Origin of the sequence: Methylobacter sp. BBA5.1 (assembly GCF_000746145.1) — a bacterium.
Lineage (GTDB): Bacteria > Pseudomonadota > Gammaproteobacteria > Methylococcales > Methylomonadaceae > Methylobacter > Methylobacter marinus.
Map to the genome: position 1 here is coordinate 1 of NZ_JQKS01000027.1, position 20,289 is coordinate 20,289.

Genomic DNA, 20,289 nt, shown 5'->3' on the forward strand with positions numbered 1-20,289 from the left:
TCCAAGGACAGGAAATGATCCCGTCATTTCTCTGCATTCACCCCATCCATGGGGATTATGGAGGCGGTAGAATTGCGTCTGGAACAGCAATCGAGAGCACGAAGTTTTAAGTTTTTGATTAAGTTAATTTTTTCTTCGTGTCCTCGGCAACTGCTCCTGCGTTGCTCTACCTCCTGCATCCCTGCAGTCGTTCGTGATCTTCGTGGTGAATAAGGCTTTTTATGACGTTTTTCACTAATTCTTTCACACTCTCAGGAGCATGGGAACCAGAAAAACCGCCGTATCGGTCAGACAGATGCCAGCCTCTCAGGTCTCTTCCTTGTCGACCCACTTGGTAACGGCCGGCGGTTCATAACCGCCGAAGCGATCGAGCAGTGCCTTTGAATCGCGCTCAACGATCAGTATTGAATGGTGCGCTGGCTTGATGAATTGTTCCGCGACGGCATGGCCCAAGAACGTGGCCAGCGAATCGAAATAGCCGGCAATGTTCAGCAAGCCGCAGGGCTTTTTGTGCAGCCCGAGTTGTGCCCATGTCCAAACCTCGAACAGTTCCTCAAGCGTTCCTATGCCGCCGGGCAAGGCAATAAATCCGTCGGAAAGCTCGGCCATCAGCATTTTGCGCTCATGCATGGATTGCGTGATGTGCAGTTCGGTCAGTCGCTTGTGCGCGACTTCCCGCCGCACCAGTGCTTCGGGGATTACTCCCACGGCCTGGCCGCCGAGTTGCAGCACGGTGTCCGCCAGCAAGCCCATGATGCCGACGCTGGCACCGCCGTAAACCAGTCTTATATTTCGATCGACCAGCGACCGGGCAAGCTCGCGGGCGGCGTCTGAATACGCTTCTTGCCTGCCGGGGCTGGAGCCGCAGTATACGCAAATACTTTTCATGAATCTGATCCTTTTTATTGATGGGATATGGTGCTTGATTTCACGCGCGATAAGCTATGACGGCTTATAGCCTATTGCTGGTGCAAGGCCCGTACTGAACGCCTTAAAGCGCCTGCTGTGGGGCTGCCGGACTGTGCAGCTTATCGCACGGGGCGGGTTGGGCACAATGGGAAAAGGTTGGTTTTCAGCAGACCGCCGGCGGAAGGCCCGTCCGCGAATTCGAAGGGAGGCTCAGCGGTCGCGATTGATGCATTTTACTTCATCGCCTATGGCTGCCCGGCACAGCCTGCCGCACCGGTAAATTGCCTAAAACAATTCGGCGAAAAAATTGTCTATCAGATATTGCCGATTTGACGCGGCCGGTTATTGCAGTCTGCGCTTGAGTTCCATGCAGCGCCGCGGAACTCCGGAATGTTCACATTGCCGTCATGATGTACCCTTACAGGAATGGCTTGAATGACTAGACGAAATGCGCTTTTTATCGCCAATAAAAAAAGTGGCAAAGCCGATAATGAGCTTAATGGCGCCGTTAAGATTCTTAAAGACGCGGGACTTAACCTGATCGAACAGGAAGCTGAAAATCCCGCCCGGATCAATGACTTGATCAGGCAACACCGTGATCAGGTCGATAGCGTGATTCTCGCCGGCGGTGACGGCACCATGGGCGCCGCTTCGGGCACGCTTTCCGAATGTGGCCTGGCTCTGGGTATTTTGCCGATGGGTACGGCCAATGACCTGGCCCGCACCCTGAAAATTCCGGAATCCATCGAATCCGCCGCGGCCATCATCGCCAACGGCCGCCTGCATGCCATAGATTTGGCCAGGGTGAATGGCCATTGGTTTGTAAATGCCGCGCATATCGGACTGGGCGTCAAAGTAAACCGCGGCTTGACCCGTGACCTTAAATCCCGCTGGGGACGGTTCAGTTATGCGAGAAGTCTGATCGATGCATTTAACTCGATGCGTCCCTATCATGCCGATATCGTCTGTGATGGAGAAGGTATTCGCATACGCTCGATTCATATCACCGTCGCCAACGGCCGGTTTTATGGCGGCGGTATGGCGTTATCCCAGGCAGCGTCGGTCGATGACCATCAATTGAGAATTTTTAGTCTGGAACCGCAAAGCTTCTGGAGTTTTCTCAGTCATTCAGTGGTCATTCTGGGCGGCCAGTTGAAAGGCCGGGAAGGCGTCTGGCTTCGCGGCGGCGAGAACATCCGAATAGATACTTCAAGAAAAATGCCGATATGCGCGGATGGGGAACCTGTTTCCTGGACCCCCGCTTATTTCGAACTGCGGCCGAACAGTCTGCAGGTCTATGTACCGGATGAATATTTCACACAGGAGGAGGCGGACAATGCTGAGGACTGAAAAACAGGTGGCGCTTGACACCGTCATCAACTCCAGCCGCGGATCGATCGATCATTATCGCTGGGTCGCGGACGCCGGCGATGATGAACAGATCAAAACCTTGCTCGACAGGCTGGCGCTGGAGCGGGAAAGGATTGTCGATAAGCTGGCGCCGCAGATGTATAAGCTCGGGGACATGCCGTCCGCGCCTGACCCTGAAAAACTGGCGGTCGAGGAAATGCTTACCCAATTGAAAGCCACATTTTCCGGGGATGAAAAGGATGTGCTGTTGGACAGTCTGGACGAACTCGACTCACAGCTGCTTCAGGAAATCAGCGAGGCCGTCAGACTGGATTTCGATGCGGAGACACTGGCCATATTGCGCGAACTTGAAAAATCGGTAGCCGAAGCGAGGAAGGACAGGGGGAACTGAGCGTTTGATAATGGCTGGTTCAGCGCATGGACGGCTTCCAGCAGCCAGTTTCATGCGAGCTGGAAATGTTATTGCCAAAGCGAAAGGCGAGGTTGTAACTTGCAATGCCTGGGGGATTTTTAAGGGCGGCAAGAATTTGGGCCAAATTTTGCCGCGAGATACCGTTGGATCATGGATTCCCCACTGTATCGCCTGGCTGCGGAAGCCGGCAGAGAAACAGCGGCTTGTCCGTTGCAATGCTTCATCAGGTGTTTACAGGTCCGGCATCTCCTCGTACTGGATGCCGGAACCACAAATTTCCCCTCTCACAGGCCAGTGTTGAGGGTCAATCAAAATCAGCTTCAATAAACGATCATTGCGGCCGATGATGATAGCCACTCCTAACGCTGTGATTTTTGAAAGGGATAAGCCATTTGCCTCAGGTAGCCATTCGGTACCGGATGGCCTTTAATGCCATAACCGCCGGGCCATTCATGGCTAGGCATATAATACGTGCCGAACAAGCGATCGAATAATGGAAAGTGAATGGCAAAATTGATGTCAATCGCTTCTTCCTCAATACCATGGTGCCAATGATGAAATCGTGGCGTCACAATGAAAGGCTTTAACCATTCCACATTGAACCGGATATTCGCATGAAGATAAGTGGAATAGAGATAGACCAGCAACAGATAGGCTTGTATGGCTATTTCCTGGTAGCCAAATGTCATCATGGGAATGACCGTGACGCTGCGCAAACCAATGATTTCAACAATGTGCATTCTGGAACCGGCCAGCCAGTCCATTTTTTGCGCTGAATGATGCACGGCATGAAAGCGCCATAGCCAAGGGATACGGTGGAAAGCCCGGTGAAACCAATATTGGATGAAATCCGTTAACAACATGATTTCGATAAACTGAAGCCAGACAGGTTGCGATCCGACCGCATGGCGGAAGGCGCTCCAGTCGGTATGGGCAACTATGGTATTCGATGGCCATAGCGACAGGTACGTTAAGGTTTGCACCAGCAGGCTGCTAATCAGAAAATACAGCAGATCTTCGCGCCATTCACTCCTGAATAAGGGTTGATCGCGTAACCGGCCAAAAAAGATTTCCAATGGAATAAACACGATACCGGTCATCAAGAGATTTAATACAAACCAGTCCAGGCTGATAATGGCGGTCGAGGCCGTCGAATCATGTGTTGTCGGCATGCTGCCGATGAGAGACGCCATGAATACCAAAACAATGGCACTGATACCTAAAATTCTGTTCTGGCGCAGAACCAGGCTAATGCAGGCCAATAAAAAGCTGGATAGCATGATGCCCTGAGTCAATAAGTCGAACCAGGATTGTTCATACAATGTTCGAAATTGCTGAGCGGCAAGCAAATCCGGGAAGTGCGCGCTTAAAATAACACCTGAAGCCACAACCGATAAGGCTAAAGCGCCCACGCCGCTAATCCATCCCGAGCCAAAAGATCTGGCCTCCACAGGTGATTCCAAATCAGATCGAAGCGCCCGACGTAATTGATTAATCATTCTTTATCACTCTTTTGAATTAAAAACTATCATTATTTGAATATCCAGCGACAGAGCCTTATATGCGCAACACGATAGAATGCGCGGGTCGATAGGATACTGCCGGCGTCAGACCTGTTCTGAGCACAGTTGAAGAGAAGCGCATCGATCGCTATTGATGCGTTTCTTCTTCGTCGGAAGCTTGGGCTACACATCCTGCCGGCCCGGTTCAGTGGATAAGGCGTTGCGGGCAAGAAGTGGTGGCGCCGGTCAAAAATTATCAATCGCTGGCGATTGGCTATAAGCGTTAAAAAACTGCCTGGCAGTACGCCCGCTTTTAGCCGCATTTTGATGAGCGAAATCCAGCGCGGCCTTGTGCAAGGTCTCCCGATCGCCGGTGAACCCGGAGAAATAGCTGTCGACAATCTGAAGGTAGTCCGGGGTTTGCAGGGGATAAAAGGCGAGACGCAAGCCGAACCGGTCAGAGAGCGAGATTTTTTCTTCGATGGCGTCGGAATAATGCACTTCGCCGTTCACCAGCTGCGTCTCCAGATTGTCGCGCATGTGTTCAGGCAACAGATGCCGGCGGTTCGACGTCGCGTAAAACAGCACATTGTCCGGCGGCAGTTCGATGGAGCCTTCCAGCACGCTTTTCAACGGCTTGTAGAGGCTGTCGCCGCTTTCGAAAGACAGGTCGTCGCAATATATGATGAAACGGTGATCGTGCTCACGAATGTCGTCGACGATTTCCGGCAGGTATAAAAGATCTTCCTTGTCCACCTCGATGATGCGCAATCCCCGATCTTTATAGTCGTTCAGCAAGGCTTTGACCAGAGACGATTTGCCGGTGCCGCGCGCGCCCCAGAGCAGGGCATTATTGGCAGGCTTCCCGGCCAGAAAGCGTTCGGTATTGGTTATCAGCTGTTGTTTTTGAGCATCAATCCCTAATAACTGCCGCAGGCGAATCGGGTCTGTATGCCGAACCGGGCGTAAGTAGGCCTGGCGCTGGCGCCAGATGGCCGCATAAGTGGTGTTCCAGTCGATCATCGGTTTTGTTTTAAAGGTTGCTGAGGGTGTCTTGGATTGTATGCTATTCAATTCGGCGAAGGCAATCAGAGAACCGGGCGGGCAGGCATGGGCGGTTCCGAATGCTGGGTTTATTAGGATGCTGCCGACGCCAGGAGGCGCATTTATCGCGATTGCCGCTCCCCAATGCATCCTATCGAGCTGTAGACTCGCGCGAATCACGGAAACATTGTGACAATAGAGCAAGGAAAGAGGGCTTGATTACGCTATATCAAAACATCCAGGCCAAAGCCGTTTTTCATTATCCAGCTTCACTAGCCCTTGTTCTTGTAGAGCGGTTAAATCCCGCCGCTTGGTTTTATCAGTTCGGTTTTCATACAGGGCCATGTACCAAGGCGCTTGCCGTAAGACTGATAACGGAATCGGTCCCGTATTCAAGACTTGGCTGACAATGGCGTACTGCCGAGCGTTAATTGTTTTCTGGTCATACCGGCGCTTGATTTCTATTTCAAACAGCAAGATGTTAATGAGATTATTGGCTCGGTCATGCAATTTATTCAGGCTGATGAACATGCCTTGCAGAAAAAATTCCACAAAGGCGGTATTGGGAAAAGGGCGCTTTTTCATGGCCTGTTTGCGGCACAGATTAAATAGGGCGAAGTATTTGTCTATGTTTTCAAAATAATAGTGCGCCAGAGCAAAAGGCGCGTATTTAAAACCCTCAGCTTGGAGCAGCGTGGCTTCCAGCACGCGGCCGACACGGCCATTGCCGTCCCAGAAGGGGTGGATCAATTCATAATACAAGTGCACCAAAGGCGCCCGAATCAGCGCGGGAATCTTCTGGTCCTTCAGTTGCTGGTGCCAGTCCACCAGGGCTTCCAACAGCTTGATAATATCCTTGCCGTATTGAGGCGGTTTATAACGTCCACCATGTGCCGGATCACCGACATAAGTGGTGATTGATTTTGAATTATCGCGCAAAACCCCAGCTTGGTTGCGCTCATGAGGTAATTGGTCGGTTATGGCGGCATGCATGGTTTTAATAAATTCCACATCCAACTGCCAGTTGGGATCAGATGCCGCCTGACGGCTTAATTGATAAGCCTGTTTAAGGTTAAGGACCCGGCGTTGTTCGATGTCCTGAATTTTCGATGGATCGAGTTCCAGTGCTGATTGTGTTTCGGTCTTACTAAGCGCGCCGCCTTCAATACTGTTGGTGCCGAAAACACTGCTGACGATGACTTCTTTTTCTAAATGATTGGCAATGGGCGACAATGGTGAGGTGTGAAAGCGCTGATGGGCATCATTCACCCGCAATAAAAGCGTTTCCAAAGTTTGCATGTTACAGCCTATTTGCAAATCAAATGGCCCGAAACGGTCAGTTTCTATGCGAGCTAGATAATCCTCATATTCCTCAAGGGAAAATATCACAATTTATGTCTCCAACAATGTCCATAATTTTTTAATTAAAAATAATTATAATACAAATAGTTGTAATAATTTTTTATATTTTATGTCTAAAAAAATGTCCAGATAGATATTCGTTCTAATTATAATTAGAGGCGGAGAGCGTGTCTATCAACGCCAGGAACTAAAGCTGGAACAAGTCGCATGGAGGCTATCAACGCGATAAGTACGTTGGCTTTATCAGGATGCTGCCGATGCCGTGAGGCGCATCCATCGTCTCGGAAGATAGCTCGGCATTTATATCGATCCGCTGGTTCGAATCCATCGAGTTTGACCGCAGCAGGTGCATCAGTCCTCACTCCACCTCATACTCCAATATCCCCTGCCGACCGGCCAGCAAGGTCAGCTCGGCTATCGTGGTCACGCCCAGTTTTTCCTTGATCGCGGTGCCATGGTTGCAGACCGTTTTGTAGCTCAGGCAGAGTTTTTCGGCGGCCTTGTGCGTGTTGTAGCCCCGAGCCAGCAGACAGAAGACATCGAATTCCCGGGGCGACAGCAGCCTGATCTTTTCCGAATCGTCGTGCCCGGTTCCCATCGTGATCGCCAGCTGCTGGGCCAGTTCCGGGTCTACATACGTGCCGCCGCGGGCGATTTTGCAGACCGCCGTCACCAGTGTTTCGGGCATGCTGTTTTTGGTGATGTAGCCTTTGGCGCCGGCCTTGATGGCGCGCGTGACATAAACCAGGCCGTCATGGATGCTGAACACCAGGATCTTGCAGTTCGGGTCCCGGCTTAGCAGCCGTCTGATCGTTTCAAAACCGCCGATGCCCGGCATCGACAGATCCAGCACCACGATGTCCGGCTGATGCTGGCTGAACAGCTGGCAGGCCGTCTCGCCCCGGTCCGCTTCATAAATCTTGCCGATGTTATCGGATAACGCCAGATAGGTCTTGTAGCCTGCCCGGACGACAGCATGGTCGTCCACCAATAATACATTGATCTTGTTTGACACTCGGTTACCCCCTACAAATTCGCCCATGATGCATGGTTTGCGCGGTAAAAAATATGGGAGCTTTTCCCGTTTTGCCGATGCGGGCTGTACAGGGGAAAATTTCATGGGTATTTGGCGCAATTTTCCCGGTCATTTCGGGGCTTATTCCGTAACCCGAGCACAGCCGCCTCCCGTATCATTTCCGCCCAGCATAGCCTTGCGCGCCGAAAATCCAAGGCATTACGTTTTGATCAAGAAAGCTGATTGCTGCAAGTTGACACAAATAAACACATCGGCGCGTTAAGGCTAGGCCTTACTAATCAGTGCATAACAATAACCTGGAGGAAGTATGCGGATTTCGAAATTTGCTCGTCATGTGGGGACGACTACGGCGCTGGCGTCGGGTATCCTGCTGGCCTTGTCGCAACCGGCGCAAGCCAATAAAGAGCTGGACCAGATGTCGCGCCAGAACACCAATTGGGTGATGCAGACCAAGGATTACAGCTCCACGCATTACAGCGAGTTGTATGACATCAATATCACCAACGTCAAGAACCTGAAGCCAGCCTGGTCTTTTTCAACCGGCGTGCTGAACGGCCACGAAGGCGGGCCATTGGTCGTCGACGGCATCATGTATGTTCATACGCCTTATCCGAACAACGTTTTCGCCATCGACCTGAATGATCCGGACAAAATCCTGTGGGAATACAAGCCCAAGCAAAATCCGGCGGCCCGTGCGGTAGCCTGTTGCGACGTGGTTAACCGCGGTCTGGCTTATGCACCGCAGGGCAAGAATTATCCGGCGACGATTTTCCTTAACCAGCTTGACGGCCATATCGTCGCACTGAACGCGAAAACCGGCGAACAACTGTGGAAAATGGAAAACTCCGACATCGCCATGGGCTCGACCCTGACTGTCGCGCCGTTTGTCGCCGAGGACAAGGTCATTGTCGGCACGTCCGGCGCCGAACTGGGCGTCAGGGGTTATGCGACGGCCTATAACATCAAGGACGGCAAGCAGGCCTGGCGCGTGTTCGCGACCGGTCCCGATGAAGACATCAAATTGTCGAAAGACTTCAACAGCGCCAACCCGCATTACGGCCAGTTCGGTCTGGGTCTGAAGACCTGGGAAGGCGACGCCTGGAAAATCGGCGGCGGCACCAACTGGGGCTGGTACGCTTATGATCCTGACCTGAGAATGCTTTACTACGGATCAGGCAACCCGGCGCCATGGAATGAAACCATGCGCCCCGGCGACAACAAGTGGACTATGACCATCTGGGGCCGCGACATCGATACCGGGGAAGCGAAATTCGGCTATCAGAAAACGCCTCACGACGAGTGGGATTACGCCGGCGTCAACTACATGGGCCTGTCCGAGCAGATGGTCAACGGCAAAATGACCAAACTGCTGACCCATCCTGACCGCAACGGCCTGGTTTATACCCTGAACCGTGAAAACGGCGATCTGGTCAATGCCTTCAAAATCGACAACACCGTCAACTGGGTCAAGCACGTGGACCTGAAAACCGGTCTGCCGGTACGTGATCCCGAATATTCGACACACATGGACCACGAAGCCAAAGGCATCTGTCCTTCGGCCATGGGTTACCACAATCAGGGCATCGAGTCCTACGACCCGAACAGACAACTGTTCTTCATGGGCGTGAACCACATCTGCATGGACTGGGAACCGTTCATGCTGCCTTACCGCGCAGGCCAGTTCTTCGTCGGCGCGACCTTGAACATGTATCCGGGACCTAAAGGCACGCTGGGTCAAGTCAAGGCCATGAATGCGGTCACCGGCGAATTCGAATGGGAAGTCCAGGAAAAATTCGCGGTCTGGGGCGGCACCACGGCAACGGCGGGCGACCTCGTGTTCTACGGCACGCTGGACGGCTACATCAAGGCGCTCAACTCCAAAACCGGCGAAGAGCTGTGGAAATTCAAGCTGCCTTCCGGCGTGATCGGCCATCCGATTACCTATAAACACGACGGCAAGCAGTATGTCGCGATTTACTACGGCGTAGGCGGCTGGCCCGGCGTCGGTCTGGTATTCGACCTGAAAGATCCGACAGCCGGTCTCGGCGCGGTCGGTGCGTTCAAAGAACTGGCGCACTATACCCAGATGGGCGGCGGCGTCATGGTGTTCTCGCTTTAAGTATCTGAAAACGTAGGGCGGGCGGATGTTTTTCGCCCGCTATTACCACGAGGACAATATGTCATTTAAAGTAACTATCTTAACTGCTCTCTCTTTGGCGCTGGGCTTTGCGGCATCCGGCGCTTTTGCTCAGGAACCGTTGAAAGTCTGCGCCGCGGAAGACGAAATGCCTTACTCCAATAAAAAAGGGGAAGGCTTCGAGAACAAGCTGGCGCAACTGGTCGGCGAGGAACTGGGCCGGAAAGTCGAATACGTGACCTGGACCGATCCGCGCTTCTACCTGCGCGATTACCTGGACAAAGGGCTTTGCGACGTTTCCATCGGCATGGATAGCGGCGATCCGCGGGTACTGACCACGCGGCCTTATTACCGGTCCGGCTACGTGTTCATCACGCGCCAGAACGACAATCTGGACCTGCGGAACTGGGACAGCGAAGTCCTGCGCAAGGCTGAGCGTATCGCTTATGTGCCGGGTTCGCCGGCTGAAGTCATGATGCGCGCGATCGGGCGTTACAACGACATGTTCAATTACGAACAGGAACTGGTCGGCTACAAGTCCAGGCGCAACCAGTACGTCAAGTACGACAACGCCAAACTGGTTTCCGAGGTCGCCTCGGGGCGTGCCGAAGTCGCCGTGCTGTGGGGGCCTGCCAGCGCCCGTTATGTCAAGGAAGCGACAACGCCGCTGAAGGTGACGGTGATTCCTGACAACAATACCCGCGCCGACGGCGAGAAGGTGGGCTTTCACTACAGCACCTCCATGGGCGTGCGCAAAGGCGAGGAAGCCCTGCTGGCGCAATTGAACCAGGTCATCGAAAAACGACAACACGATATAAGGCAGATTCTGGAAGCAGAAGGGATTCCCCTGCTGCCCGAAACGGAACCCGCTTTAGCCATGAAGAAACAGGATTAACAAAGAAATGAAACATAATTATTTAACAGCCGCCGCATTCGCGGTTCTGGCTTTGTCCAGCGCCGGCGCGCAGGCGGAGATCACGCTGCACCATGCCATCACCGGCGAAGTGCTGGACATGAGCGTCGCCAAATCCGGCGGTAACACCGAGGCGTTCAAGCAGTTCATGGAGACTGGCAAAAACCCCTATAACGGCGACAAGGAAGCGGTCGAGAAGGGTAAAAGCCTTTACATGACGGGCTGCTCCGGCTGCCACGGCCATGAAGCGGAAGGCAAGCTGGGGCCGGGATTGGCCGACGACTACTGGACCTATCCGGCCAACGCCACCGACAAGGGCCTGTTCGAACTGCTGTTCGGCGGCGCCAACGGCATGATGGGGCCGCAATACGTCAACTTCAGCACCGATGAGATGCTGCATATCATGGCCTTTTTGCGGGACATCTACAATGGTGATCCAAAGAAAGCCAAATGGTTAAAAAAATAACGAGGACACGACAATGAAAAAATTACTTTTACTCGGTGCCGCAAGTCTTATGGCCACACTGTCATTTTCCGCATCGGCCTATGACGGCACCAACTGCAAGGAACCCGGCGTATGCTGGGAACCTAAACCAGGCTATCCGGATAAAGTGGCGGGCAGCAAGTACGACCCGAAACACGATCCCAACGAACTGAATAAACAATCACAATCCATCCAGGAAATGGAAGCCCGCAATGAGAAACGCTGGGAGAACTTGAGCAAAACCGGCAAGTTTGTTTATGACGTAGAGGATATCGAATAAGGATTTCCTTTAAGGACAGGCACGAGCCCCCTCTCATGTTTGTCCTGCACCGAAGCCTGAAGCGATAGGCTTTGCCTCAGGCTTCATTCCTCATGCATTTTAAAGATAAGGATACGGCGGAGGATGACTTCCCCGAACTTTGGCAAGCGCGTGTAGGGGCGAATTCATTTATGCCCTTTAGGGTATTCGCCCCTTGTATGATGAATTTTAACATCGGCAAGGTCCATTTCCGATTCCGGGATGGACCGTAGGGGCGGACCTGCGTGTCCGCCCTGTGTCCGGTGCACGACAGGTTACCGGGAAACCATTGGCCGAGGGATAACCGTTGGGCAAGGGCGAACACATAGGTTCGCCCCTACATAAGCGCTGATTTTAGCCAAAGACGTAAACCATACTTACTCCGTTAAGAACCTCCCCTTAACGGAGATTTTTTTGTTAGCCAAACATGACAGACAACCAGCTCAACGACTGGCGCGACAAGGCGCTGCAGTTCGAACAACAGATCAACGGAATTGTGATCGGCCAGCCCTCCGTGGTCCGCAATATCGTCCTCGCCGTGTTCGCGCGCGGCCATGTATTGCTGGAAGGCCAGGTCGGCGTCGGCAAGACGACGCTGCTGCGCGCCATTGCCCATGGCCTGGGCGGCGATTACCAACGCGTCGAGGGCACGATCGATCTGATGCCCGCCGATCTCGTCTACTATACCTACCTGGACGAAGCCGGCAAGCCGCGCGTCGATCCGGGTCCGCTGCTGAAGCAGGGCAGCCGGCTGGCTACTTTCTTTTTCAACGAAATCAACCGCGCCCGTCCGCAGGTGCATTCGCTGTTGCTCAGAGCTATGGCGGAGCGCAGCATCAACGCCTTCAACCGCGATTACGAATTTCCCCACCTGCAGGTGTTCGCCGACCGCAACCGCGTGGAGAAAGAGGAAACCTTCGAACTGCCGGCCGCCGCGAAAGACCGTTTCATGTTCGAGATCGGCATGGCGACGCCGACGGACGACGCGGTACTGGATGAACTGATGTTCAACCAGCGCTTCCATGACGTCGACCGGCTTGTTGCCGGCATGGAAACCGGCGGCATCGCTTATTACGAACTCAACGATCTGGCGGTCATGCTGCAGGAGAATATACAGGGTACGCCGAAGCTGCGCGCCTACGCCCTGGCGTTGTGGAAAGCCTCGCATTATCCGCAGGATTACGGGATCGAATTGTCCGACGTGGACATGAGCGCGCTGCTGCAGGCCGGCGCCAGTCCGCGCGGCATGAGCTACTTCATCCGCGCCGCCAAGGTCCGCGCCTGGCTGGAAGGCCGCAATGCCTTGCTGCCCGAGGATCTGCAGGCGGTTTATCAGGTCACGATGGCGCATCGCATCTTTTTGAGCCCGATGTACGCCTACCGGAAGGACGAACTGATGCCCGAACTGATCGACGGCATTCTCAACCAGATCGCCGCACCGTGATTGAATGGATGTCAGAGTTGAAAAGGTAGGGTACGCATTGCGTACCTTTTGTGGCTGGGCAATTGGAACGCCCGGCATGGTACGCAATGCGTACCCTACAGTTCTCTGTAGGGTCGAATTCATTCGACCTGAGATACTTTAAGTGCGAATGAATTCGCACCTACACAGTAACAGCGATAGCTATCCAGGTGAGCAACCCATGAGCGTTAAAAAATACTTTGATTTAATCAAACCCAAAACGGAAATCGGCGATTTGACCGAACAGTACCTGACCTGGGCCGGCGTCAGTTTCATCTGCTTTTTTATTGCCGACGGCTTTGACCATCTGGCGGAAGCGTCCTACGCGGCCTATTACACGGGCGCCATCAACGAAGCCGTCAGCACCCGGTTCTGGGTATTGCTGGGCGTTACCGGCCTGTTGCTGTTCTCCATGGCGCTGCCTGTCGTTTTTCTGGCGCGCCGGCTGCCCGCGCTCGTTCAGGTCTCCCATTACCTGCGCCGCATCACCCAGGCCTTCTGTCTGATCGCGTTCAAGGTCGGCGCCCTGATTGTCGGCATATGGGCCGCGCATTGGCTGCACTTCAGCGACAAGGACCACATGCTCGCCTCGAAATCGCTGCTGATCGACGATATCGGCTTTTTCTCCATACTCGCACTCGGTATTTTAAACACACTGTACTGGCTGATCGGCGAGGGGATTTACAACCGCGACGACCGGAGCTATTCGGGGCTGGTCGGACTGATCCTGGATTGGCCGGTCAAGTACAGCCTGCCAGCCTACACCGTCTTCACCGGCGCCGTCATGTATCTGATAGCGAGCCAGCAATAAATCATGACAATCGCCCCAGAAACCTTCCGCTACCGGCTGGCCGGTCCCGCCGGCAGCGTTTTTCCCGGCGCGCATCCGGGACAGATGGTCAGCAGCGGCCAGCTGTTCAAACGCCATGAACCGCTGATCGCGGCGCCCGACCCCCGGCGCATCGATCTGCGCGCCAGCGTGCTGGACCCGTTCGGCAGCTATCAGGTGCGCGTCTACCAGCAGAAAAGCACGCTCGATGTCTACCTGATCGCCGACCTGTCCGCGTCGATGTCGTTTTCCGGCAGCCTGAACAAACAACAAATCCTCATCGATTTTCTATTGTCGGCCGCCAGCTCGGCTTTCAGTTACGGCGACAGCTTCGGCTTTATCGGCTGCGGACGACAGCTGGAGCAGCGCTGGCTGCTGCCGGGCTGCCGGCAGATGGGGCGCATTCGGGCGCTGGCGAAAAATCTGGAAAATCATGTCCTGGCACAAGGCTGCGAAAGCCTGCCGCAAACGGCGCGATTGCTGCCCGCGAGCCGGGCGCTGGTGTTTCTGCTGTCCGATTTTCATTTCGGCACGGACCGGCTCAAAACACTCATGCACGGACTCAGTAGGCACGACGTGATCCCGCTGGTGCTGTGGGACAGCGCCGAATATCTCGATCTCCCGCCCTGGGGGCTGATCAGATTCCAGGACATGGAAAACGGCGCGACGCGCACCCTGTTCATGCGCCCGGCGCTAAAGCAGAAAATCGTCCGCGCCTTCGAGCAGCGCCGGCGGCAGCTGCAGCAGGCATTCCGCGCCTTCGGGACCGAGCCATTGTTCATCGACGGGCATTACAAGGCCGAACACATCGATCATTATTTTCAACAGAGGGCCGCATGAGAACCCTATTGACCGGCATCCTGCTGTCGCTGATGCTGCTCGGCTGCTCGGACAGGCCGGCCGTCAGCGATGTCGAACTGCTTACGCCGCGCCCGTTCGGCTATGTCATCGGCGACGAGATTCAGCACCGCATCCGGGTCGAAACCCGCAACGGGGTCAAGCTGCAAGCCGGCAGCCTGCCCCGGCAAGGCGCGCTCAACCGCTGGCTAAACCTCAACGATATCAAGGTCGAAGAAAGCAGGGCCGGCGGCGGTTTCCGCTATACGATCGACCTGACCTATCAGGTCTTCTATGCTCCCAATGAAGTCAAAATGCTGACCATTCCGGGCTTCAACCTCGTGCTCGGGCAAGGCGACAAGACCGCCGAACAGGCCGTGCCGGCTTGGCCTTTTACCTTGTCGCCCCTGCGCGAGCTGGCAGTGAGAATGGACGACACCGGCGAATACAAGCGCCCCGACGCCCTGCCGCCCGCGCTGCGGACCGACGGTCCGGTGCTCGGCTTGCTCGTCGCCGGGCTGATCGCCTTGGCTAGCGGGGCGGCTCTGGCCTATTTGTACGGTTATCTGCCAGGCCTGCCGCGGCGCAGCATTTTCAAGCGCGCCGGCGGAAAACTGGCGCGCCTGTCCGGCCAGGAGCTGGAGCAGGGCCTGACGGTGTTCCATGAGGCCCTGAACGCGCTCAATCGCCAGCCGCTGTTCAAACACAAGCTGGCCGGCTTTTACCGGCAGCATCCGCAGTACCGGCAACTCGGCGACCAGCTGGACTGGTTCTTCAACTGTTCAAACCGTTATTTCTTCGCCGGCGAGGCCGAACCCGGTCCGGAAGCCCTGGGCCGGCTGAGAAAGCTCTGCGCGGCCTGCCGCGAGATCGAACGGGGCAGCCGATGAATTTTGCCGTGGAGACGCCGTGGGTCCTGGCGGGCCTGCTGTTCATGCTATGGCCCTTGTTCGATGACGGAGTGCGGCACAGCCCTTATCCGTGGCTGGCGATGCTGCCGCCCGATGCCTTTTCCACCGGGCTGACCGTTTTGCTGCGCATACTCGGCATGGCGACGATCGCGGCGCTGGTACTCGGCCTGGCCGGCCTGCACCGGACCGAGCAAAGCATCGAGCGCATCGGCCACGGCGCCAACATCGTCCTGTTGCTGGACCGAAGCAACAGCATGGACAACACGTTCGCAGGCAAAGCGCCGGACAGCGCGGAAGAATCCAAGGCTGCGGCGGCCCGGCGCCTGCTGACCGAATTCGTCGCCGGGCGCCCGCACGACATGCTCGGCATCGCCGAATACAGCACTTCGCCGCTGTTCGTGCTGCCGCTGACGGAAAACAAGCAGGCAATCCAGGCGGCCATCAACGCCACCGCCGCGCCCGCGCTCGCCTATACCAATATCAGCAAAGGCCTGGCCATGGCCGTGTCCTTTTTCGACAACAGGGAGCTGACCGGCTCGCGCATCGTGCTGCTGGTGTCCGACGGGGCGGCGGCCATCGATCCGGACAGCGAACTGCAGCTTCGGCAATGGTTCAAGCAGCAGCAGATCCGTCTGTACTGGATTTTTCTGCGCACGGCCAACAGCCCCGGCATTTACGAATTGCCGACGGACTCGCGCAACGACAATGCCGATGCCATGCCGGAGCGCTATCTGCACAAGTTTTTCACCAGCCTGAACATTCCCTATCAGGCTTATGAGGCGGAAAGTCCGGATGCCCTGCAGAATGCCATTGCCGACATCGATCGGCTGGAACACCTGCCCCGGCATTACCGTGAACGCATCCCCAGACAGGATTTGTCGGGGCTCTGCTATCAGTGGGCAGCCGGGCTGATGCTGGTGCTGCTGGCTTTGAAACTGTGTGAGGTAAGAAGGTGACAAGAACCTTGAGGAACGCCGCGTTGTGGGGCGTGCTGGCGGCGAGCAGCTTCGCCGTTATTTATGAACTGTGGGCACTGTACCGGATCGACCGGGAAAACGCCTGGATGCAGCAGCTGGCTTCGGGCCATGATATCGATATCGGCAAACTGGTCGGCGCGGAACCGGAAGTCAGGCTGGCGAGAGCGGTTTACTTCAAGAACAAGCACCGTTACGACGAGGCCCTGGCGACGCTGAGCCTGATCATGGATACGGGCGACCGTGCGCTGCAGGCCAAAATCCGCTATAACCTCGGCAACGTCTATCTGGAGCAGGCGGTCGAACAAGCCGAAGCCAAACATTTCAATGAAGCCTTGCCGCTGGCGGGACTGGCGAAGCAGGCCTACCGGCAGGCGCTGGCGCTGGACAGCCGGTTCTGGGACGCCAAATACAACCTCGAGGTCGCCATGCGCCTGCTGCCGGAAATGGATCGGGTCAACATCCAGGACGACAGTCCCGACAACCGCAAATCGAAGCCGTGGACGACCGTGCCGGGCTTTCCCAGAGGCCTGCCTTGATGAGCTTTTCCGGCGTACACAAGGATTACCGCTTCTGGTGCCTGGTCCTGGCGCTGGCCGCCATGCTGGCGCTGTTCGTGCATCCCCGTGAGCGGCAGAAGCGTCCGGTCTATAACCTGGCCTTCATCGTCGATATTACCCGCAGCATGAACGCTCAGGATTACCGACTGGACGACGGCCCCGTCAGCCGCCTGCATTACGTCAAACAGACGCTGCGCGAGTTGCTGCCGAAACTGCCGTGCCAGTCGAAAGTCGGTCTGGGCATATTTACCGAGCGGCGCTCGACCCTGCTGTTCGAGCCGATCGAAGTCTGCTCGGGCTTCGCCGAGCTGGACGCCGCCATCGCCGAACTGGACTGGCGCATGGCCTGGGCGGCGGACAGCCGGGTCGCCGGCGGCCTGCTCAGCGCGTTGGAAATCCTGCGGAACGGCGATTCCGAAGTGGTGTTCGTGACCGACGGACAGGAAGCCCCGCCCGTCAATCCGCGCTATCGCACCGATTTTTCCGCGATCAAGGGCAAGCTGGACGGCATGATCCTCGGCGTCGGCGGCCTGCAGCCCGTGCCCATCCCGAAATTCAACGCCAAAGGCGAAGCCGCCGGGTTCTACAGCGCCGAGGATGTGCCGCACCGTTCCTCGTTCGGCGAATCCAACCTCAATCCCGAGGAAATCGAAGGCTACGACGCCCGCAACGCGCCGTTCGGCCGGGAGGCGGCGACGGGCAGCGAGCACCTGGCCTCCCTGCGCGAGCCGTATCTGCAGCAGCTGGCGTCGGAAGCGGGCCTGCGCTATCACCGGCTGACCGATATCGATGCCTTGAACGAGGCCCTGCAAACGCCCGAATTCGCCGTGCAGAAACCGGTGGACGCCGATGTGCGCTGGAAAGCGGCCGTCGCGGCGCTGGCGCTGTTGCTGCCGATTTACGGCGGCCTGCTGAAACGATACTTAAACAGAACAATAAACAGAGTTTGACTATGCAAAACTTAACGAAGACCCCGTCCTTTTCATCGCGCGTGCTGCTGTTCGCCGCAGCCCTGGCAAGCAGTCCGGCCTGTTTTTCAGCAGCGCAAAAAGAAGACATCCCCAACCTGGTCGGCATCTGGACCGGAGAAAACAACACCTATTCAGAGCAAAAGGGCAATTCAAGCTGGACCAAGACGGTCGAGATTGACGAGCAGCAAGGGCGCCTGTTCAAAGGCCATTTCGCTTTTGCCGGGGGAACCAAGCGCTTTTTCGGGGTGGTTTTTCCTGACAACGCCTCGTTTGCCTGGGTGGGCGCGGACAGCAAGGGCTACAATCATGGCCGTATTTTCAGCCAGGATCATGTCAGCGCCTGCTATGTCGAGTCCGGGGAGGAAGCGACTGTCGGCTGTGCCGATCTGGTAAGGAAAAAGCCCTGAAGCTTCAAGCGGGACGGGGTTTTCAACCGCGGCCCTAACCCAGATATTTCATGGAACCACAGAGAACACGAAGAACACGAAGAAAATCATGGCGTTATCATTTATCACCGATAACTTCATAAGCTCATCATGAAATATTTCTAAGTATTTGAATTGAAAAGCCTTCGTGTCCTTCGTGTCCTTCGTGGTGAAATATTCAGGCTAACATTTCCGCAATGTTTGAGCCTGGATGCTCCCGTTAATCAAGGCTGCGCGTTTCGGACGGGCGACATTGCCCCGTCTCGTACTTCACAGGCCGATAAGGTCGACCAGCGTGTCGTATTCATAGTGCGTCTTGTAATCGAGCATTTGCCTGGGCGTCACTGTCTCGTCGAACACATTGTAGAGAGCATCATCAATGCGATGAAACTGAAGTGAGTCTGGCGCGTCCATATCAGGAACGTATGAAGATGCAGGATGCCTTTCCTGCCATGCGGCCCAGATGCGGTCCACGTTACAGTGGTGGAGGAAAAAAACCGGGTCATTGGGTGACGAAGACAATTGCATATCGCCTCCGACCCATACATGGACGCTATTATGTGTGCCGGCCGCCCCAATCCAGCCCTCGAGATAATTCCTTGTCCCGCTTGCGGATGATGAGTTAAACGGCATTTGGTCGTACGCCACCTGATTCCTGATGAACGTACGCACCTGGGTTCGGGTGGGAAGCCTGCCGCTAGCGCCAAGGTTGCGTTGCAGCTGTTGATTCACTACCTGCAGATTACCGGTGACCGGGTTCATCGCCAGACGGACCCGCCAATTTCCGCCAACGAACTGTCCCAGATTCTCATTGGCCCAGATTGATGATGTGTTTGGGTTTGTCAATTGAGCGTCGGCATTCCAGTCCCAATAGGGGATTCGAAAGTTCGCATCATCTACCGCCTGTTGTAAAAATCTTTCCAGGGCAATAAGAAAGTAACGATGCCACGGCAGGAACGCCGGTCCGGAATGTGCGGCGTTCCGATCGGTCTGGCCGGGAGGTGTCATTAGCATCATCGATTGATGGTGCCAGAAAACAAAAACATCATAGATGGATAGGTTAGGCTGGCCCGGCCATGGAAACTGCTCAGGGTCTTTGAGCCGATTGACGCCTTCGATAAACTGCCGTGCCGCAGTGGCATCACTAAGAAAGTTGTGGCGGATCATGAATGCCTCCCGTGCCCGTGTTCCTGCCCTTTATTGCCGGCCTTGCTACCGACATCGGAGAACGAATCAGGGTAATAGTCGATGACAGCCTTCATGAGATCGATGGCCGAAGCGTAGGTGACAAATGGTGTGGCGTGAGTGTATACGCGGCCATCTTCATCTACTGAAAAATGAGAGCGGACCGGCTGCCCGTCCACTTCCACCTGGTAAGTGGTGGTTATCTTGACTTTATGCCCGTCGTGGGAGAATTCGCGGATGGCGGTGGCTTCGTGCCCGGTATGTGGAGAAATATACGATGGAAACTGTTCCTTCACCCAGTCGGGATGCGAGTTGATTTCATCGGTTGGCGAGTAGCGGGCCAGAACTGATGTATCGAATTTGCCTATCGCTTTCTTGCGCTTTTTGGATTTCGCTTTCGGCTTTGCGGCTTTGGAAGAATCAGTCTTTTTGGTCATGATGAATCCCCATATCGGGAGAAAATTAAGCCTGGCTAGCTCTATTTCAAAGTTTCATACTTTTGGTCTTTAATAACAATAAAATTACAATTAAAAATCGTAATAAATAATCAAGTTCATACATTGCGGCCATCTCAGAATACGATTTGCAATTATCGGCGGTATTTCCTCCGGCAAAAGCAAGCGGGCTACGTTGTTTTTTTAAGGATTCATCGAAGTTTTTGTATGAT

General features: G+C 55.1%; 21 protein-coding genes. 14 read left to right on the plus strand and 7 right to left on the minus strand.

Annotated elements, in window-relative coordinates:
• Positions 1-306: 306 nt before the first annotated feature.
• Entirely contained in the window at positions 307-888 is a 582-nt protein-coding gene (locus EK22_RS16260) for an LOG family protein (protein ID WP_020158049.1), read from the minus strand.
• Between the two features lie 456 nt (positions 889-1,344).
• Between EK22_RS16260 and EK22_RS16265 the strand changes: the two genes are divergently transcribed.
• Entirely contained in the window at positions 1,345-2,259 is a 915-nt protein-coding gene (locus tag EK22_RS16265) for a lipid kinase (RefSeq protein ID WP_036252675.1), read from the plus strand.
• Complete coding sequence (locus EK22_RS16270) at positions 2,246-2,671, plus strand: DUF2383 domain-containing protein (RefSeq protein WP_036252677.1); 426 nt, start codon at positions 2,246-2,248, stop codon at positions 2,669-2,671. Before EK22_RS16265 ends, EK22_RS16270 begins: the two co-directional genes overlap by 14 nt.
• 380 nt (positions 2,672-3,051) lie before the next feature.
• Here the strand turns inward: EK22_RS16270 and EK22_RS16275 are convergent, their stop codons facing one another.
• The 4 genes from EK22_RS16275 to EK22_RS16290 form a co-directional block, all read right to left on the minus strand.
• On the minus strand, positions 3,052-4,191 hold the full coding sequence (locus EK22_RS16275; RefSeq protein WP_036252679.1) for a sterol desaturase family protein: 1,140 nt from the start codon (positions 4,189-4,191) through the stop codon (positions 3,052-3,054).
• Positions 4,192-4,440: 249 nt separating this feature from the next.
• The gene (locus EK22_RS16280; protein ID WP_036252771.1) at positions 4,441-5,217 is read right to left on the minus strand and encodes an ATP-binding protein; all 777 of its coding nucleotides are present in this window, start codon (positions 5,215-5,217) and stop codon (positions 4,441-4,443) included.
• 240 nt (positions 5,218-5,457) lie between these two features.
• Positions 5,458-6,537: a Fic family protein gene (locus EK22_RS16285; protein ID WP_200882615.1), complete on the minus strand. Its 1,080-nt coding sequence runs from the start codon at positions 6,535-6,537 to the stop codon at positions 5,458-5,460.
• Positions 6,538-6,958: 421 nt separating this feature from the next.
• Positions 6,959-7,615: a response regulator gene (locus tag EK22_RS16290; RefSeq protein ID WP_036252775.1), complete on the minus strand. Its 657-nt coding sequence runs from the start codon at positions 7,613-7,615 to the stop codon at positions 6,959-6,961.
• 328 nt (positions 7,616-7,943) lie between these two features.
• On the opposite strand from EK22_RS16290, the gene EK22_RS16300 reads away from it, so the two are divergent.
• The 12 genes from EK22_RS16300 to EK22_RS16355 all read left to right on the plus strand — a co-directional run bounded on the left by EK22_RS16300 (position 7,944) and on the right by EK22_RS16355 (position 18,419).
• Positions 7,944-9,755 (plus strand): methanol/ethanol family PQQ-dependent dehydrogenase, encoded by a 1,812-nt coding sequence (locus EK22_RS16300; RefSeq protein WP_020158038.1) that lies wholly within the window; start codon positions 7,944-7,946, stop codon positions 9,753-9,755.
• Between the two features lie 58 nt (positions 9,756-9,813).
• Positions 9,814-10,668, plus strand: coding sequence for a methanol oxidation system protein MoxJ (gene moxJ, locus EK22_RS16305; protein WP_036252777.1), 855 nt, complete (start codon positions 9,814-9,816; stop codon positions 10,666-10,668).
• A 7-nt stretch (positions 10,669-10,675) separates the two neighbouring features.
• On the plus strand, positions 10,676-11,152 hold the full coding sequence (gene moxG, locus EK22_RS16310; RefSeq protein ID WP_020158036.1) for a cytochrome c(L), periplasmic: 477 nt from the start codon (positions 10,676-10,678) through the stop codon (positions 11,150-11,152).
• Positions 11,153-11,165: 13 nt separating this feature from the next.
• Positions 11,166-11,450 (plus strand): methanol dehydrogenase [cytochrome c] subunit, encoded by a 285-nt coding sequence (locus EK22_RS16315; protein ID WP_036252683.1) that lies wholly within the window; start codon positions 11,166-11,168, stop codon positions 11,448-11,450.
• 445 nt (positions 11,451-11,895) lie between these two features.
• Entirely contained in the window at positions 11,896-12,912 is a 1,017-nt protein-coding gene (locus tag EK22_RS16320; RefSeq protein WP_036252685.1) for an AAA family ATPase, read from the plus strand.
• A 199-nt stretch (positions 12,913-13,111) separates the two neighbouring features.
• The gene (locus tag EK22_RS16325; RefSeq protein WP_036252687.1) at positions 13,112-13,741 is read left to right on the plus strand and encodes a hypothetical protein; all 630 of its coding nucleotides are present in this window, start codon (positions 13,112-13,114) and stop codon (positions 13,739-13,741) included.
• Positions 13,742-13,744: 3 nt separating this feature from the next.
• Positions 13,745-14,599 (plus strand): DUF58 domain-containing protein, encoded by an 855-nt coding sequence (locus EK22_RS16330; RefSeq protein WP_036252689.1) that lies wholly within the window; start codon positions 13,745-13,747, stop codon positions 14,597-14,599.
• On the plus strand, positions 14,596-15,486 hold the full coding sequence (locus EK22_RS16335; RefSeq protein WP_036252690.1) for a hypothetical protein: 891 nt from the start codon (positions 14,596-14,598) through the stop codon (positions 15,484-15,486). The genes EK22_RS16330 and EK22_RS16335 overlap by 4 nt, the downstream gene beginning before the upstream one ends.
• Positions 15,483-16,463 (plus strand): vWA domain-containing protein, encoded by a 981-nt coding sequence (locus tag EK22_RS16340; protein WP_036252692.1) that lies wholly within the window; start codon positions 15,483-15,485, stop codon positions 16,461-16,463. Before EK22_RS16335 ends, EK22_RS16340 begins: the two co-directional genes overlap by 4 nt.
• On the plus strand, positions 16,460-17,020 hold the full coding sequence (locus EK22_RS16345) for an MxaK protein (protein WP_036252694.1): 561 nt from the start codon (positions 16,460-16,462) through the stop codon (positions 17,018-17,020). The genes EK22_RS16340 and EK22_RS16345 overlap by 4 nt, the downstream gene beginning before the upstream one ends.
• Complete coding sequence (locus tag EK22_RS16350; protein ID WP_036252696.1) at positions 17,020-17,991, plus strand: vWA domain-containing protein; 972 nt, start codon at positions 17,020-17,022, stop codon at positions 17,989-17,991. Before EK22_RS16345 ends, EK22_RS16350 begins: the two co-directional genes overlap by 1 nt.
• 2 nt (positions 17,992-17,993) lie before the next feature.
• On the plus strand, positions 17,994-18,419 hold the full coding sequence (locus EK22_RS16355) for a hypothetical protein (protein ID WP_036252698.1): 426 nt from the start codon (positions 17,994-17,996) through the stop codon (positions 18,417-18,419).
• 288 nt (positions 18,420-18,707) lie between these two features.
• On the opposite strand, the gene EK22_RS16360 is transcribed toward EK22_RS16355, so the two are convergent.
• Positions 18,708-19,604: a tyrosinase family protein gene (locus EK22_RS16360; RefSeq protein WP_036252700.1), complete on the minus strand. Its 897-nt coding sequence runs from the start codon at positions 19,602-19,604 to the stop codon at positions 18,708-18,710.
• On the minus strand, positions 19,601-20,059 hold the full coding sequence (locus EK22_RS16365) for a hypothetical protein (RefSeq protein ID WP_051961935.1): 459 nt from the start codon (positions 20,057-20,059) through the stop codon (positions 19,601-19,603). The genes EK22_RS16360 and EK22_RS16365 overlap by 4 nt, the downstream gene beginning before the upstream one ends.
• Positions 20,060-20,289: the final 230 nt, after the last annotated feature.

What these genes read in the sequence shown, in the direction of transcription:
- EK22_RS16265 (WP_036252675.1), top strand. Translation starts at nt 1,345, where the DNA reads ATGACTAGACGAAATGCGCTTTTTATCGCCAATAAAAAAAGTGGCAAA.
- EK22_RS16300 (WP_020158038.1), top strand. Translation starts at nt 7,944, where the DNA reads ATGCGGATTTCGAAATTTGCTCGTCATGTGGGGACGACTACGGCGCTG.
- EK22_RS16325 (WP_036252687.1), top strand. Translation starts at nt 13,112, where the DNA reads ATGAGCGTTAAAAAATACTTTGATTTAATCAAACCCAAAACGGAAATC.
- EK22_RS16350 (WP_036252696.1), top strand. Translation starts at nt 17,020, where the DNA reads ATGAGCTTTTCCGGCGTACACAAGGATTACCGCTTCTGGTGCCTGGTC.
- EK22_RS16280 (WP_036252771.1), bottom strand. Translation starts at nt 5,217, where the DNA reads ATGATCGACTGGAACACCACTTATGCGGCCATCTGGCGCCAGCGCCAG.
- EK22_RS16275 (WP_036252679.1), bottom strand. Translation starts at nt 4,191, where the DNA reads ATGATTAATCAATTACGTCGGGCGCTTCGATCTGATTTGGAATCACCT.
- EK22_RS16335 (WP_036252690.1), top strand. Translation starts at nt 14,596, where the DNA reads ATGAGAACCCTATTGACCGGCATCCTGCTGTCGCTGATGCTGCTCGGC.
- EK22_RS16365 (WP_051961935.1), bottom strand. Translation starts at nt 20,059, where the DNA reads ATGACCAAAAAGACTGATTCTTCCAAAGCCGCAAAGCCGAAAGCGAAA.
- moxJ (WP_036252777.1), top strand. Translation starts at nt 9,814, where the DNA reads ATGTCATTTAAAGTAACTATCTTAACTGCTCTCTCTTTGGCGCTGGGC.
- EK22_RS16260 (WP_020158049.1), bottom strand. Translation starts at nt 888, where the DNA reads ATGAAAAGTATTTGCGTATACTGCGGCTCCAGCCCCGGCAGGCAAGAA.
- EK22_RS16340 (WP_036252692.1), top strand. Translation starts at nt 15,483, where the DNA reads ATGAATTTTGCCGTGGAGACGCCGTGGGTCCTGGCGGGCCTGCTGTTC.
- EK22_RS16355 (WP_036252698.1), top strand. Translation starts at nt 17,994, where the DNA reads ATGCAAAACTTAACGAAGACCCCGTCCTTTTCATCGCGCGTGCTGCTG.
- EK22_RS16330 (WP_036252689.1), top strand. Translation starts at nt 13,745, where the DNA reads ATGACAATCGCCCCAGAAACCTTCCGCTACCGGCTGGCCGGTCCCGCC.
- moxG (WP_020158036.1), top strand. Translation starts at nt 10,676, where the DNA reads ATGAAACATAATTATTTAACAGCCGCCGCATTCGCGGTTCTGGCTTTG.
- EK22_RS16285 (WP_200882615.1), bottom strand. Translation starts at nt 6,537, where the DNA reads ATGCAAACTTTGGAAACGCTTTTATTGCGGGTGAATGATGCCCATCAG.
- EK22_RS16315 (WP_036252683.1), top strand. Translation starts at nt 11,166, where the DNA reads ATGAAAAAATTACTTTTACTCGGTGCCGCAAGTCTTATGGCCACACTG.
- EK22_RS16360 (WP_036252700.1), bottom strand. Translation starts at nt 19,604, where the DNA reads ATGATCCGCCACAACTTTCTTAGTGATGCCACTGCGGCACGGCAGTTT.
- EK22_RS16320 (WP_036252685.1), top strand. Translation starts at nt 11,896, where the DNA reads ATGACAGACAACCAGCTCAACGACTGGCGCGACAAGGCGCTGCAGTTC.
- EK22_RS16270 (WP_036252677.1), top strand. Translation starts at nt 2,246, where the DNA reads ATGCTGAGGACTGAAAAACAGGTGGCGCTTGACACCGTCATCAACTCC.